Origin of the sequence: Clostridium sp. SHJSY1 (genome assembly GCF_031626875.1) — a bacterium.
GTDB lineage: Bacteria > Bacillota > Clostridia > Clostridiales > Clostridiaceae > Clostridium.
In genome coordinates, this window is sequence record NZ_JANDMF010000002.1 from 74,616 (window position 1) to 90,791 (window position 16,176).

Here is a 16,176-nt window from a genome sequence, read left to right on the forward strand (position 1 = left end):
ATTATGTACATAAAGAAAAAAGAGGTGTGTTATGAAAAAAATATTCAAAAAAGTCATAGTTTTGGTTGTCCTTATTTCTATTTTCTTATTTGCAAATCTAGGTACTAAAGCACGTACTTTATCTTATAAAAATGTTATTGATTCTTTTAATGTTATAACAAATTTAAATTATCAACCACAAAGTACTGAAACATATTGCAATATATTTGCTCAAGATGTAATGAAAAAATTAGCTACTCCACTTCCAAGTGGGACATGTGCTACTATCTTAGATAAACTAAGTAAAGGTATTTCTCATTGGCATGTTGTAACAGCTTCATATGCACAAGCTCGTGCAAATGCTGGCTTTAGTGCAATAGCAATTACAAATGACCATATTGTAGTGATTTATCCTCATGGAAACACTGCCAAAACTGCTGGTGACTTGTGGATGTCCATGGCAGGATATAAATGCTTTAATAATACAAGTATAAAGTATGCTTGGAAAAGTTCTGATCTATCAAAATTAAAATTCTATTCTTGGTTTAACTAGTTTTTCAAAATTTGAATATTTAACTTTATAAGTTATGCTATAATTTGTAAGTAGCACAATTTATAAAGTTATAATTTAACCAATTGAAATGAGGCTAATTAAAATGAGTGAAAAGAATATAATAGAGACTACAAATAGACCAAATACTCTTAGTACTTTATATGATGATTTATTACAAATCGGTATAAAGGATGATGATATATTATTAGTTCATTCTTCTCTATCAAGTTTAGGATGGGTTTGTGGTGGAGCACAAACAGTAGTAACTGCACTATTAAAATCAGTTGGTGTAAATGGAACACTTGTTATGCCAGCTCATAGTGGAGATTGGAGTGATCCAGCAGGATGGGGGAATCCCCCTGTTCCAAAAGAATGGATAGAAATCATTTATAATAATATGCCACCATTTAATCCAAAAACTTCACCAACTAGAGGTATGGGGAGAATTGCAGAATTGTTTAGAACTTTTCCAAACACAATACGTTCAAATCATCCCCTTGTATCATTTAGCGCAAACGGAAAAGAAGCTATTTACATTACTGAAAATCATTATTTAACTCCGCAACTTGGAATGGATTCTCCTATTGGAAAAATGTATGATTTGAATACAAAAGTTCTTTTGTTAGGAGTAACATATAATTCTTGTACATGCTTTCATTTAGCTGAAACATTTATAAAAAATATGCCTAAAGAACAAGTTGGAACTGCATTACTTGAAAATGATAAACCTTGTTGGAAATGGTTTAATGATTTTGAATATAATACTGAAGACTTTGAATTACTAGGTAGAGCTTTTGAAGAAAAACATAATGTAAGAAAGACTATAATTGGGAATGCTGAATGTAGATTATTCAACATGAAGGAAGCTGTTGATTTTGCAAAGAAATGGTTAAATCAACATAGACAATATAAATGCTAATTATCATATTAAAAAGTGAAGTCAAAATGACTTCACTTAACTATTTATATCGTTATAAAATTTGACATTATGTTAAAGCATATCTGAAAAGCAACTTATTTTTATATTTAATTCCACCCTTTAAAGAACTTATCATTTAAATCTTTTAAACTCTTATTCTTTTTCTTGTTTTTCTCTGCCATACTTCCCAATATTAATAATACAATACCGACTACCAAGAGATATGTCCACCAAGGTATTAGTTGCCAAAAATCTAGTGATCCTTTAATAAGTGGCAATATTATCATACTTATTGAAGTTATAAAATAAATTTTAATTTTTTTAGTGTAAGAGATAACAAGTACTACTATTCCAATTGTTATAACTACCATTGCACTTACAGTATCAAAATTCATTATATTTGCTATTAGTTTCAATACTAATAAGAGTAAAGATAATCTTTCAATAGTATATCCAATATTACTGTTTTTAAAAATATAATATCTTGAAGTTGCTGCAAACACAAGTAAAGGAATTATTAATATACCATCACCCATCTTAACATCTGATAATGTAACCACTTGAATATATGAACTTATAAGCTTTAAAATAATAAACAATTTAAGCAATTTTGAACCACTTAACTTTTTATAATTAACTCCTACAACTCCTAATGCAGCTATTGTTGTAATTAATATATCTATATATTTATTAGATGTTATAAAAGTCAATATAACAATAATTGCAATAGCAGCTAAAGAAAGACTATCATAACTCTTTTCCTCTTTTATTTGTTTATAACACTTAGCTCCAAGTATTGATAATACCAATGCATACAAACTTTCTATAAATATTTTTATTGTATCATCCACAATTGGATTTCTTAACTCCATCATAATTCCATATGCTATAGTTAAACATAGTATAAATAATCCTTTGTCTGCTTCTTCTTTTAAGCTCAAAGCTCCTAATAAAATAGAAATTATAATTATGGGTATATAAAAGAAAGTTTCATGACCTAAACCTACTGTTATTGCCATAAATATAGAACTACAAAGAAGCAAGTATTTCTTATGCTCTTTATTCTTATAAGCAATTACTATCATAGTTGCTATAACACCAATTACTGCTCCTAAGGGTAGGAAATTCGAATCATATTTTAACATAAATACAAAAATATTAACACCTACAAATATATTTATAAAATAAGCTACTAAATTAAATCTCTTAGATAATCCAAACATCTCAAATAAAGCCAAGGCAATAAGTATTGATATAGATATATACACATTTGATATTGAATTTACTCCATTTGCCATAAGTATTAATATTGATACATTACTATAGGCTAGTTTTATATCCTTATACTTAGGATTAATAATATATTGAAATAAACAAAGTAATATCGCTGATACACTTAAAGCACTTGTTTTCTCAATATATGTCATATTGTCATACAAAACAAATGGAAGTCTAGCCATAAAAACATAAGTATATATAGATATTACAATGCATAGATATTTATTTAAGTTTAAAACTTTAATCTCAGGTATCTTTATTGTTTTATATGTAATTAAAGCAGTTACAATAATTCCTAATGATCCCATCAAATAAAAAAGTGTATCTGAAAATAATATAAGATTAAATAATATAAATGAAATAATTATAGAAATATAACCTACTAAATGGTGAAGTTTCTCTTTAAAGCTTAGGTATTGAATTCCAATTATTAAAGAGGCAGGTATTGCAAAAAAGGCTATATCTAAGTCTAATGTTTGAATATAGTCTAATGTTTTTAGTGGCAAGAAAAGAATTAAAGTTATTCCTATAAATTTATCTTTAAGTATATAGGAAGTATATATCAAAAGTGTAACCAAAGATATTAATGCTAATATATAAGGAACTTTTAATAACTCGCCTGAACCAAATATTAATAAGACTATTGTTGTAATTTGATTTAATATCATAAGATATTGTCTTGTATATTTCTTATACTCTTCATTTTTTAATTTCATATATGTATATAAAATCACAAACGAATAAGCTACAGTAACAAGAGTAATATACCCATTGCCAAGTTTTAATGAACTAACAAAAAATAGCACAGATAATTCAGCTGTAATATATGAAGCCCATATATAATATTTAGTGTTATACTTCCTAAAGCTTAGTATATTTACTACTGTTGAAATGGCAGCTATAAATCCAAGAGCAACTAAACTCTGAGGACTATCTATATCTACTCCATCACTCCACATAAGAGAATACATAAAAGTAATCCCAACTATTGGGATATAAAGTGTAGTTAATATCCATAATGCTCTACTTGTCTTTTCTAGTCTTAATTTTTTTTCAGCTACAAAGGATCCTAAATAAAGTATACTTCCCATAAAAGCAACTGAAAATATTTTTCCTACTAATCCTAAGTTAGACCAATTAGTAGTAGCAAATATTAATCCAGATAAAAATAGAAATACTACACCTAAATTTAATAGTACTGAAGCTTTTCTCTCTGCTATTTGTTGTTCTGTAAGTACTTTTTTGTTTATGGAAGGAATTTTTTTCTCCTCTTGATTTATATAATTAGTATTATATAATCCTCTACTCTTTAACTGTTGGAATTTTTTATTGTAAAATTCATTGCTTGCTCTATATATGGAGTTGTAAGTTTCTCCATCTATAAATCCATCATCTTTCATCTCAAGAAGATCATTTTGAAAAATCCTCTTTTTATCTTCTAGTAACATATTGTTTTCTCCTCTTTTTTAATTGTAACAAGTTTATACATTAAAGTATTCCCTTTTATACTAATGTAATATCCTAATTATTTCTATTGAAATTACCTCCCCTAAATATCTCTTGTCACATTATACTATAGAAATTGATTCACTTGAATATTCTATTAAAAAACAAAGTGAAATACCCTGTAAATTATAAGATATTTCACTTTTATTTAATGTTTAATGTATTATCACCTTTTCATAGTTTTCGTCAGCATGAGAACGAAGAGTTTCCTCAATTTCTTCAAGAGAACGATTACGCGTCTCAAAGACTTTATAATGCACAAACCAAATTGACGCAAAACAAATTACTCCATATCCAATAAATAAATTCCCTGTGCCAAAGTAATTTAATAATACAGGAAATGTTAATGATACTAACATGTTAGCAGTCCAATTTATAACACTACTAAATGAATTTCCTAATCCACGAATGTTTAGAGGGAAAACTTCCCCAATCATAACCCACATTACAGGTCCCCAAGTTGCTGAAAAGAATGCAATATAAATAGTTAAAGCTATAACACAGATAATTGAAGCTGCTGATGAACCACTAGAAAATTTCATTGAAAAGCTCATAACTATTAATGAAACACCCATTCCAATAGCACCATATATCAACATCTTTTTACGATCGATTTTATCCATAATCACTACAGCTATGGCAGTTATAATTACATTAAAAATTCCAATTCCTATATGTGCAATCAAAGCTGCTTGAACACCAAAACCAGCTTCTGTAAATATAGTAGGTGCATAATATAAAACTGTATTGCATCCCATAATCTGCTGAAAAATAGCTAGCCCAAAGCCAATGATTAATGATGGTCGTACAAATCTACCAAATAATTCTTTAAGTCCAGCACTTTTAATTTTAGCTTGCTTATTAATCTCAATAAGTTCAGCATTAACAATGCTCTTATTATTCTTATTCATTTGCTCTAATACTTCCCTAGCTTCATTAAATCTTCCATCCTTAACTAAATATCTTGGACTTTCAGGCAATACAAGAGAGCCTAAGAAAAGGATTACAGCAGGTACAGCAGCAAGACCAAGCATCAATCGCCAACCTATATATAAACCAGAAAAACTGTAATTAGTGATATAAGCCAATAAAATTCCAGTCATAACCATTAACTGAAATAAACTTGACATAGATCCTCTTTTTTCAGCTGGTGATAATTCTGCTAAGTATGTTGGAATTAATGCTGAAGAAGCACCAACTGCAAGTCCCAGTATAATTCTTGATATTATTAATTCCCAAAATTGTGGTGAAAAAGCTGAGCCAATTGCACCAATAAAGAAAATTACAGCTGATAACAAAACTAGCTTCCTACGACCATACTTATCTGACATAGGTCCAATAATAGCAGAACCTAGAATAGCTCCCAATAATACAGAGCTAACAACCCAGCCTTGCTGCCAGGAATCAAGATTCATTTGATCTTGAATGAATAAGATGGCTCCTGAAATAACTCCAGTATCATAACCAAATAAAAGACCACTTAGTGCAGCGAAAGCAAATATTACTGAACTACTAATTTTTATCTTCACTAAAACATCCCCTTTTTTAATTTATTTTAAAATAACTTTTAAAATGTTTTTTAATAAGTCTATTATAAGTTGTCTTTCTTCATTTGTAAATATATACCATTAAAATTCTATAATTATTTTTAGATGATCTATTAACAAATATTTTAACTGAATATAACAATAAGAAAGTCCAGCAGTTTATTAAACTAGTGGACTTTCTTATTAATAATTACCCATGAAAATAACCTGTTCTAGATGATACTACAACATAAGGAACTTCTGAACATTTTTTTTAATATAGGCTTGATTTTAATAATTTACCGTTTATGTTTGCATTTCTTAATTATATATATATTAGTCACTATTACATCTAATATAATTACAATTACAAATATCCAAACAAAAGGAATTACACTATTTTCAGTAAGATTGCTTGTTTCTAATTGGTAAATATTAAAAGTAAGAATTCCTAACATTATTGAAACAACTAATGTACATATCCCCATAGCTTTACATAATTTTGTTTCATTATATTTTCTTTTTTCTTCTTCTGTGGCTGTATTATAGCCAGCAATTAAAAAACTTCCTTTTCCTCTTAATAAAGTAATAGATATAATTACAAATATTATATCTAAAGAGATCATTAAAATTATTCCACCCATGATTTTTCCTCCATTCAATATCTCTTCCTGATAAATATCATTTTATCACAATTACATTTATTAATAATAACAATAAATTCAAAAAATTTCTTTTTTCAATATCTATTGTACTCTTTCAAGTGTAAATTGTTGCCATGAGTTTCCAGTGCTTGGATACTGTTCTAGAGGTACATCATTAGCTGTTTGTCCTCCTGGAATATCAAAAGATTGTCCATCATGTGCAAAGTAGAATTTGAATTTACCATTAGTTAATGGTTCAATTCTTACTTTCTGATCACCTATATTGTTAGGATTATAATCCCATAAGTGTGTAATATGTGATATTTCTGATGATCCACCTTCTACACACAACACTTTACCCAAAGCATTTAAGCTTGATACCTTGTTTAAACCATCTCCAATATTTTCAAATCTCCATTTAAACCAAGGATTAGCTTCAAATTGATATTGGATAATTTTACTTCCATTGCTATTGCCTTTTCCTTGAACACAGACATATTTACCTGAGTCAGCCTTTATAAAATAATCTCCCCAAAGCTGTAAACGCCATTTTTGATTATCTGATCCATTATAAGTATTTTGTTGAATTTTCCCATCATTAGCAGTACTATAATTAGCAACTTCAAGAGCTTTTCCACTCTTAACATTTTTAAGTTGATACCAACCATTTCCTACATTAACTAAATCCCATTGTTGATCTAATCCTCCATCATTATATGTCCAATCATGTGCTTGCTCACCATCTGCTGTTGATCCATTTACAATGCTTAAAGCCTTTCCTGATACAGCTGAGATTACTTTGAAATGACCATTAGTTGCAGGTTCTAGTGACCATCTTTGATTAGCACTATTATAGTCATAACCCCATTGATTAATTCTTGCTCCATCAGCTGTATTTCCACCAATTAAATCAGCAGCCTTACCACTTGCTTTGTTAACTAACATGAAATATGGTTTACCTGGATTAGGATTCGCTACTGGAGTTCTTGATGAACCTGCACTATAAACACGAACATAATCAACAAGCATTTTTGCTGGGAAAGGAGTAGTAGAATCTGGATTTCCGGGCCAATTTCCACCTACTGCAAGGTTAAATAGTAAGAAAAATGGTTTTTGAAATTCTTCTGTATTACCAGTATTGTTTTCTATATAAAATTCATTATATTTAACTCCATCTACAAACCATCTAATATACTGTTTATTCCATTCAATTGAGTAAGTATGAAATTGTGAAAAGTCAAGATTTCCACTTGTTTTTCCATAATCGGCATGTCCATTAGCATCCCAGTGAACAGTTCCATTTACATATGGATTATTATTTACACGCTCCATAATGTCAATTTCACCACATTTAGGCCATCCAACAGAATTCATATTTTGTCCAAGCATCCAAAACGCTGGCCATATTCCTTGTCCTGAAGGCAATTTCATTCTTGCTTCAACTTTTCCATAAGTGAATGACTTTAAATCCTGAGACTTAATACGTGCAGAAGTGTAATTCATTCCATTATAGTTTTCTTTTAATGCTGTTATTTCAAGATTACCATTTGCAACCTGTATGTTTTGTGGACGATTTGTATAATATTGTTGTTCCTTATTTCCCCATCCATCACTACCATTTCCTATTTCATAAGACCAGTTTGAACTACTTAAAGGTTGATTAAATTCATCTTGCCATACAAGATTCCAGTTGGTATCTGCTTTTGCTTTATAGCTTGGAATAGCTACCCCAAAAAGAGCCACCATTGCTATTGTAATAATTTTTCCTTTTTTAAACATAGATTACCCCCATATTACTTTAATTCTATTTCTTTTTGAATATTTATTTTAACCTCTCTATAAAACCACCCCCATTTGGTTTATTTATAGAAATTAATAATTTTTTCTTGTAATTAATTCATTACTTTAATTAAATAGCAGAATATTCATATATTAGCTAATTTAGTCACATTATATATCATAATTGCATTTTTTGTCAACTAACGAAATAGTCAGATCAATAAAAAACATAAGAAAAATGCCTTATGGAATTTAGCTCCACAAAGGCATTTTTATCTATAAATATTATAAATATATAAGTTTTTCTCTAATTGAACTCTTGCTATTATTTCCAAATCTTTTCTGAGATTTCTTTAACTAATCTTAATTTTGCCCATTGCTCTTCTTCTGTAAGTTTATTTCCTTCTTCTGTGGATGCAAATCCACACTGAGGACTTAAACATAAACGTTCTAATGGTATATATTTCTGAGCTTCATAAATACGATTTGTAATATATTCTTTATCTTCTAGTTTAGGTGATTTTGTTGTAATTAAACCTAATACAACTTGCTTGTCCTCACTTACATATTGAAGTGGTTTGAAATCGCCAGAACGTTCATCATCAAATTCAAGATAGAAAGCATCTACATTTTCTGTTGAAAAAAGTTCTTCTGCAACAACATCATAACTACCTTGGCAAGCCCAGGTTGAATGAAAGTTTCCACGACAAATATGAGTATTTATAATTAAATCTTCTGGCCTATCTTTTATTACAAGATTATTAATTCTAATTAATTTTTTAATAATCTCTTTTATTCCTTCTTCATCTGTTCCAAAAATAAACTGAGCATTTGGATCAACACACACACCCCATGTACAATCATCAAACTGAATATTTTTACAACCTGCTTTGTATAAATCCTTTATTACTTTTTTATACCCCTTTGCAATATCTTGAATTAGTTCTTCCTCATCTTCATAAATAGCTTCTGATCTTTCCAAATTTTCTGGTATAATCATTTGAAATAAAAATTGTGCTGGTGCAGGTATTGTCTGACGTGCTACTCTATTCTCATCTTCAAACTGTTTTATAAACTTGAAATGTTCAATAAATGGATGTTCATCTACTGACACTTTTCCTATAAGGAATGTATCATCAATCAAAGCAGCTTCCCCATTAAAAGGTATTCCGTCCTTCGTCTTTTCATGTCCAACACCATTGAATGCCCACATAAAATCAAGATGCCATGAACTTCTTCTAAATTCTCCATCTGTTATAACTTGAAGTCCAACTTCCTTTTGTTTTTGAATAAGTTCTGTAATTGCTTTGTCTTCAACTACTTTAAGCTCCTCCCTTGTTATTTTTCCTTCTCCATATTCACTTCTAGCTTGTTTTAAATATCCAGGTCTTAAAAAACTACCAACAATATCATATTTAAAAGATGTATTATTTTTCATACTAACAATCTCCAATCTCACATAAATTTTCTGAAGCTTCTATTGTAAATTTAGTATAAATCAATTTTAGTTTGTTGGAAAATACAAAAAAATATGTGTTTGCTATAGCTTTAAACTATATCAATCACATATTTGCTTCACATAATCTACTACATGAATTTTTAGAGCTTCCACATAGGCTTTTCCATACCTACTAAGTTGCATGTCCTTTTGCATTATTATTCCTATACGCATATATTCATCTACCACAAGTTGCCTAGCTACTATATTTTCTCCATTTAATTCTCTACTAATTACACCTGAACTAACAGTATATCCATTTAAACCGATTGCGAGATTAAAAAGAGTTGCCCTATCCCTTACCTTAATATTCTTATTTCGATCTAGAGTACTAAGTATCTCCTCAGAGAAATAGAAAGAATTATTATCTCCTTGCTCAAAAGAAAGATATGGATACTCTTCTAAATCATCTAAAGTAATTACCTCTCTTTCTGATAGCGGATGTCTTCAACTAATAAATACATGTGGTTTTGCCATAAAAAGTTCTTCAAATTCAAGACCATTTTTCTTAACAAGTTTCATAATTACTTCCTCATTTTTAGATGAAGTATACAAAATTCCCACTTCAATTTTTAACTTTCTTACATCTTCAATAATCTCATAGGTCTGAGTTTCTCTTAGAGTAAAATCATATTGATTTCCACCAAATTTTCTAATTACATCTACAAATGCATTTACTGCAAATGAATAATGTTGAGTAGATACAGAAAATCTTGGACTTTGTTTTTTTACATTTAAAAATTTTTCTTCTAAAAGATTCACTTGTTCAAGAACTTGTCTTGCATAGGCAAGAAATTCCTCACCTTCGTTTGATACTACAATTCCCTTATTAGTTCTATTAAAGATAGTTATTTGCATTTCATTTTCTAATTCTTTAATTGCATTTGTAAGGCTTGGTTGAGAAATAAATAATTCTTTAGCTGCTTCACTGATTGTTCCTTTGTCTGCAACCATAACTATATATTTTAATTGCTGTAACGTCATTATTCTTCAACTCCTTGTGTGACAATTTGTACACTAATTGCATTTTATTATTTTATCATAAGCTTAACTATAATTGTATAAAATTACAAAAGCAATACAATTTCACTTTAATCTTCACTATATTTTGTGTTATTATTTATTTATGTTATTTCTATAATTGGAATTTTTTTAATAGTATCACATTTAATATTGGAGGTTACAAATGAAAATAATATTGAACAACATTTTTTTACAATACTTATTTTTCTGCTCTATTTTTATTATAATTTTTAAACTTTTAGAAAGTAAGTTCTTTATATTCTCTAAAATAACAAAAACTATAAGAAATAAATTCAACACTACAATCACTGGACTTATTTATGTAGTCACTTTAGCTATATTAAGTACTTTTATAGATTCTTATTTTTATTTAACTCAAATACAATCACATATACTTTTTGCTTTTGGTCTTTCTCTAGTGTGTTTATTAATTGATATGAATATAAAAAAATCTAAATAAACTAGTTTTCAACAATAAATCCTCTCCCCTAATTTCACTTGCAAAGTAAATTATAAATGGAAGTTCTTACAATTTTATTACATAAAGTAAAAAAGAACATTAATAGATTTACTCTTTTATCTATTCATGCCCTTCTTTAAATATATTTTTTTATCTACAATATTATTAATATCCATTCATTTAGCATTAGTTTATTCTTCGAGAATATTATCATATAAGAATATATTGAAAGCCTAAGACAATTAAATATTTATTATGTTCAATATTTATCCCTATATGAATATATACTCCCTAAAAAGATAGTAATACATAATATACTTGTGGCTGAAATAACTATTGCAACAATCTTTGCAGGTATCGAAATAGGAATTATATCCCCAAATCCTATTGTAGTAAATGTAACTATAGTGTAATAAAACAAATCAAAATATCCAGTGTTATTTGAATATGCTCCTTCTAAGGAATTAGCTAAACATACTCCAAGAAATAAATTAATTATTATCATAACTACAACTATTAATATTATTAAAGACACCTTAGTAAAACTGCTTCTATCAGTTGTGGTAATCTTTATCTTACCAGGATTTTTCATTATATTTAAAAGTATTTTTAAATTTAAAACATAACATATAATAACTCCAATTATTCCACTAATTATATACTTATTTACTTGATTTGGAAACGCTAAAGCTACAGCTAAAAATGTACTTGTTATAAAGTAACTTAATATAAAATCAGATTTCATACTATTATCATTATGATTTTGAAAATACATATTTATATTACCACTTATAAGTAGGATATATCCTGCAAGATAATATACTAAAGCACAGCAGTTTAATAATATTAATCCTTTTATAATTGGACTCAATTCTATATTAATATATCCAATGAGAATAATATATATTGCAACAAAACTAAATAATTCAGAAAGAGCAATCATTATACATTGACTTACTCTTATAAAAATATCTTTTTCAAATAATAGTTTTCTATAATTTATATTTATCATTTTTATTGTTAAAAAGAATGAATTTATACCTTTACGTATGTTTTTTCCATTGCTCAAAATTAATATAATAATAGCTATAACTGTAATCAATCTTATTATGAATTCCCCTTTAACATAATTATTTACACATCTAATACTATGTATTAAAACTTAATTTAATAACTTATTTGCATTTGATTTTACAAATCATAATTTGTGTAAAACTCAAATATAAAAAAATTGGCTATCTTAAATGTAAGATAGCCAATTTTTTTAATATTTATTATAGCTCATAATTTCATTTATGTCTTTTCTAACCTTTTTTCTTGGTTCTTTATTTTCATGATATCCTAAAGATAATACAAGATGAATTTTTTTATTTTGTGGAATATTTAAAAGTTCTTTTATTCCCTTTTCCTTAAACCATCCCATCATACATGTCCCAAGCCCTAATTCTGCAGCAGCTAAAGAAACATTTTCACAAGCTATTCCTATATCTATGGAAGTAAAATCCTGTTTTTTAATTATTTCTCCCATCTTAGAGGTTATATTTCTCTTTTCACCTACAACAACTATAAATGCAGGAGATGTAGTTGCAAATTTATTTATGCCACTTACTAAAGGATCATATAATTTTTTAGACACTTCTTTTACAAGATCTTTATCATCAACTACTACAAACTTCCAAGGTTGAGCATTACATGCAGATGGTGAAACTCTACCTGCCTCTATTATCTTTTCTATCTTCTCTCTTTCAACTGGTTCATCAATATATCCTCTAACACTTTCTCTTTTATATATTAACTCAAAAAAATCCATCATTATCCTCCAACTAATTCATAATATTTCTTAAATTATATCACAATTAATGAACTTTTTTATTTATGTAAATATATTCCTAATAAGAATTTCTTATTAATTGCATATTTTTTTCTATTTAAATAATACTATAATTATTAAGTATAAAGGAGAGAGAAAGATGAATCAAAATAAAATGGGTCCAGACAATAAATGTCATTGCAACTCTTCAGTTGCAGGTTTTATTAATGTTAAAGAAAGTGCTAACTTTAAATTTGATTCAGATGCATCATGGGATCAAGCCATATGCATATATAAGGAATCAAACGGGAAATTCAGTAAAAAAATCGAAGAAAAAGGCACTTCTGGTGGAAGAAATTTATCTGATTGGCAAGCTTCAGAAGGTAATTACATGATAACTGGTTGGCATAAAGAGGAAGCTGATAATAGAAATTCTCAATGGGTACAAAGTGATGTAAAGATAACACTTAACGAAAATAGAGATGTCACTTTTGGTTTTGAAGATGGTTTTGATTCTAACTTTACAGATATTACAGCGACCTGTGATTTACATTAATAAAAGAGTTGATTTCTGAATTTAACAGAAATCAACTCTTTTTATCCCTTAATTAGCTTTTTTTATTTTACCCCAAAGCTTTATCATTTCATACCACATTACTGAAATAATAGATATTCCTATTACCAATAGTAATTTATCAACACTTAACGCTGCTAGATTTAAAAATTTTGAAACTGGTGTATATAGTATTATAGCTATACCTAAAAGTATACTCCCATTAACTAACAAAAAAACTTTATCTTTACTTAATTTAATTAGAGATTTATATGCAAATTGTTTGCTTGAACTATTTACTTGTACAAGTAATATATTAGAGAACATAATTATAACCAATCCCATTGAACGTGCAATGGTTTCATCTCCTTGATTATACCTTAGATAAAAATAGTAAGTTCCAAATGAAGCAATGAAAATAACTAAACCTTGAATTAAACTTTTTATTAAAATATTAAAGCTTAATATATTTTCATTAGAATTACGTGGTTTACGTTCCATTATATCTTCTTCAGCTGGTTGTCTTTCAAGGACTATTGAACAAGTTGGATCAATTATTAGCTCTAGGAGAACAATGTGAATTGGTAATAACAAAAGAGAAGAGGTGCTAATTTTAAGAAGTGGAGCAAATAATGAAGCTAGAATTATTGGTATGTGTATCGCAAATACATATCCTACTGCTTTTCTAATATTATCATAAATCCTTCTACCATCTTTTACAGTATCAACTATTGTTGAAAAGTTATCATCTAAAAGTACTAAATCAGCAGCTTCTCTTGATACCTCAGAGCCTCTTTTTCCCATTGCTATTCCTATATCTGCATATTTTAAAGCTGCTGCATCATTTACACCATCCCCAGTCATAGCAACAACTTCCCCATTCTCTTTAAAAGCTTTAACTATACGCATTTTATGCTCTGGTATTACTCTTGAAAATATACAGACATCTTTTACTTTTTCTCTTAATTCACTATCACTCATCTTATTAATCTCATCCCCTGTAATCGTTCTATGACAGCAGGGAATACCTATTTTTTTTGCTATTGAACTAGCAGTTATACCATTATCACCAGTAATCATTACTACTCTTATCCCAGCTCTTACACAAGATTTTATATCCTTATTTATAGATTCTCTTGGAGGATCTATAAGTCCTACCAATCCCAATAAATCAAGTTCACATTTTTCTAATTCTTTAGGTATGTCTTTATCATTAATTATATATTTTCTACCTATTGCAATAACTCTAAGGCCTTTAGAAGACATTTCATATATTTTTTTATTTACTTTATCCTTATCTTTATCTGATAATTTGCAAATACTAATTATCTTTTCTGGAGAACCTTTAGCACATATTATTACCTCTTTTTCTCTTTTCCAAATATGTCCCATCATTTTTCTTTCATTAGTAAAAGAATATTCTCCTAATAGCTCACCACTAAATAAATACTCTTTAGTTATCCTATTATCTTCGCAATATTTAATCATAGCTTTTTCCATAGGATCATAAGCATCAGTTTCACATGCCATTCCCATAGCTTTAGTTATACTTTCTTTATCATTGTTAATAGACCATAACTCATCTACACTCATTAAATTCTTAGTAATAGTTCCTGTTTTATCTACACAAAGAATTGAAACAGCCCCCAAAGTTTCTACTGATGGGAGTTTACGGATTAGAGATTGCTTTTTAGCTAATCTCCATGCTCCCATGGATAAAAAAACTGTTAAAATAACTGGAAATTCTTCAGGAATTATTGCCATAGCAAGGGTTATTCCTGAAAGTATACTTTCAATTATTCTATCTTTTATGGTATGGTCTAAAAGATTAAAATATGTTATAGTAGCTACTAGAATACATAAAATTATGGCTATTACAGAACATATTTTTACAAGCTTTCGTGTTTGCTTTTCCATAGGAGTTGGAAAATTTTCAGCTTCTGAAACATCCATCCCTATTTTCCCATATTCTGTTTCATATCCAATCTTCTCAACTAGTACTATTCCACAACCTTGAATAACCAATGTACCTGCATAACAATAATTTTTTCTCCAATAATCCTTACTATCATTGTAATCCACCATCTTCCATACACCTTCTGCTTCACCAGTTAAAGAAGACTCATCTATACTAAGATCATTACATTCAATTATCTTCCCATCAGCAGGAACTTTTGTCCCCTCAGATATTATCATTATATCTCCTGGTACTAACTCCTCGCTATTTATAAAAACTTTCTTCCCATTTCTAATAACTTTTGTATAAGGGGATGATAAATTTTTTAAAGCTTTCAATGTTTTATCTGTCTTCCATTCTTGAATTACATCTATAGTTATCATTGTGGCCACAAATATTAGCATTACTGTTCCATCTCCAGGCTCTCCTAGAAGAAAATAGATAACTGCTGAAATAATTAAAAGCAGAAACATAGGTTCTTTTAAAACATCAATAAGTTTTAGAAAGAAATTTTCTTTTTTCTCAGGAACAAGTTGATTTCTTCCATATTTATTTTGTGCCTTTTCAACTTCTGCCTCTGTAAGACCTTTCATCTTAATTATCTTTTCTTGTTCTGTCATAATAAGTTACCTCCCTTTAATTCACAGATATTTCCTATGAATAATTTTGTTTGATAGCTCTATGGCATTGC

General features: G+C 28.3%; 11 protein-coding genes and 1 pseudogene. 3 read left to right on the top strand and 9 right to left on the bottom strand.

Annotated features, from left to right (window positions below; translation table 11 throughout):
• Positions 1-31: 31 nt before the first annotated feature.
• Both NNC19_RS01550 and NNC19_RS01555 read left to right on the top strand, forming a co-directional pair.
• Entirely contained in the window at positions 32-532 is a 501-nt protein-coding gene (locus NNC19_RS01550) for a hypothetical protein (RefSeq protein WP_310936836.1), read from the top strand.
• Between the two features lie 103 nt (positions 533-635).
• Positions 636-1,451, top strand: a complete 816-nt coding sequence (locus NNC19_RS01555) for an AAC(3) family N-acetyltransferase (protein WP_310936837.1) — start codon at positions 636-638, stop codon at positions 1,449-1,451.
• Positions 1,452-1,558: 107 nt separating this feature from the next.
• On the opposite strand, the gene NNC19_RS01560 is transcribed toward NNC19_RS01555, so the two are convergent.
• The 8 genes and pseudogenes from NNC19_RS01560 to NNC19_RS01595 all read right to left on the bottom strand — a co-directional run bounded on the left by NNC19_RS01560 (position 1,559) and on the right by NNC19_RS01595 (position 12,975).
• Positions 1,559-4,177 carry a hypothetical protein gene (locus NNC19_RS01560; RefSeq protein ID WP_310936838.1) on the bottom strand — a complete coding sequence of 873 codons (2,619 nt, stop codon included), beginning with the start codon at positions 4,175-4,177 and terminating at the stop codon, positions 1,559-1,561.
• A gap of 213 nt (positions 4,178-4,390) precedes the next feature.
• Positions 4,391-5,764 carry a sugar porter family MFS transporter gene (locus NNC19_RS01565; protein ID WP_310936839.1) on the bottom strand — a complete coding sequence of 458 codons (1,374 nt, stop codon included), beginning with the start codon at positions 5,762-5,764 and terminating at the stop codon, positions 4,391-4,393.
• 296 nt (positions 5,765-6,060) lie between these two features.
• Positions 6,061-6,405 (bottom strand): DUF3784 domain-containing protein, encoded by a 345-nt coding sequence (locus tag NNC19_RS01570; protein WP_310936840.1) that lies wholly within the window; start codon positions 6,403-6,405, stop codon positions 6,061-6,063.
• Between the two features lie 102 nt (positions 6,406-6,507).
• The gene (locus NNC19_RS01575) at positions 6,508-8,184 is read right to left on the bottom strand and encodes an RICIN domain-containing protein (protein WP_310936841.1); all 1,677 of its coding nucleotides are present in this window, start codon (positions 8,182-8,184) and stop codon (positions 6,508-6,510) included.
• A 325-nt stretch (positions 8,185-8,509) separates the two neighbouring features.
• A complete protein-coding gene (locus NNC19_RS01580) occupies positions 8,510-9,622 on the bottom strand; it encodes a 5-methyltetrahydropteroyltriglutamate--homocysteine S-methyltransferase (RefSeq protein WP_310936842.1) in 1,113 nt (370 codons plus the stop codon).
• Between the two features lie 120 nt (positions 9,623-9,742).
• A pseudogene (locus tag NNC19_RS01585) lies at positions 9,743-10,666 on the bottom strand (LysR family transcriptional regulator).
• A gap of 758 nt (positions 10,667-11,424) precedes the next feature.
• Entirely contained in the window at positions 11,425-12,267 is an 843-nt protein-coding gene (locus tag NNC19_RS01590) for a potassium channel family protein (RefSeq protein ID WP_310936843.1), read from the bottom strand.
• A gap of 162 nt (positions 12,268-12,429) precedes the next feature.
• Entirely contained in the window at positions 12,430-12,975 is a 546-nt protein-coding gene (locus tag NNC19_RS01595; RefSeq protein ID WP_310936844.1) for a nitroreductase family protein, read from the bottom strand.
• A 160-nt stretch (positions 12,976-13,135) separates the two neighbouring features.
• Here NNC19_RS01595 and NNC19_RS01600 point away from each other — a divergent pair, with 160 nt between their 5' ends.
• Positions 13,136-13,531 (top strand): hypothetical protein, encoded by a 396-nt coding sequence (locus tag NNC19_RS01600; protein WP_310936845.1) that lies wholly within the window; start codon positions 13,136-13,138, stop codon positions 13,529-13,531.
• Positions 13,532-13,579: 48 nt separating this feature from the next.
• Here NNC19_RS01600 and NNC19_RS01605 read toward each other — a convergent pair whose 3' ends face one another.
• Positions 13,580-16,105, bottom strand: a complete 2,526-nt coding sequence (locus NNC19_RS01605) for a cation-translocating P-type ATPase (RefSeq protein ID WP_310936846.1) — start codon at positions 16,103-16,105, stop codon at positions 13,580-13,582.
• Positions 16,106-16,176: the final 71 nt, after the last annotated feature.

Bases quoted from the DNA above. Each gene is read 5' to 3' on its own strand.
- NNC19_RS01575 (WP_310936841.1), bottom strand. From the start codon at position 8,184: ATGTTTAAAAAAGGAAAAATTATTACAATAGCAATGGTGGCTCTTTTT.
- NNC19_RS01570 (WP_310936840.1), bottom strand. From the start codon at position 6,405: ATGGGTGGAATAATTTTAATGATCTCTTTAGATATAATATTTGTAATT.
- NNC19_RS01595 (WP_310936844.1), bottom strand. From the start codon at position 12,975: ATGGATTTTTTTGAGTTAATATATAAAAGAGAAAGTGTTAGAGGATAT.
- NNC19_RS01605 (WP_310936846.1), bottom strand. From the start codon at position 16,105: ATGACAGAACAAGAAAAGATAATTAAGATGAAAGGTCTTACAGAGGCA.
- NNC19_RS01550 (WP_310936836.1), top strand. From the start codon at position 32: ATGAAAAAAATATTCAAAAAAGTCATAGTTTTGGTTGTCCTTATTTCT.
- NNC19_RS01580 (WP_310936842.1), bottom strand. From the start codon at position 9,622: ATGAAAAATAATACATCTTTTAAATATGATATTGTTGGTAGTTTTTTA.
- NNC19_RS01555 (WP_310936837.1), top strand. From the start codon at position 636: ATGAGTGAAAAGAATATAATAGAGACTACAAATAGACCAAATACTCTT.
- NNC19_RS01560 (WP_310936838.1), bottom strand. From the start codon at position 4,177: ATGTTACTAGAAGATAAAAAGAGGATTTTTCAAAATGATCTTCTTGAG.
- NNC19_RS01600 (WP_310936845.1), top strand. From the start codon at position 13,136: ATGAATCAAAATAAAATGGGTCCAGACAATAAATGTCATTGCAACTCT.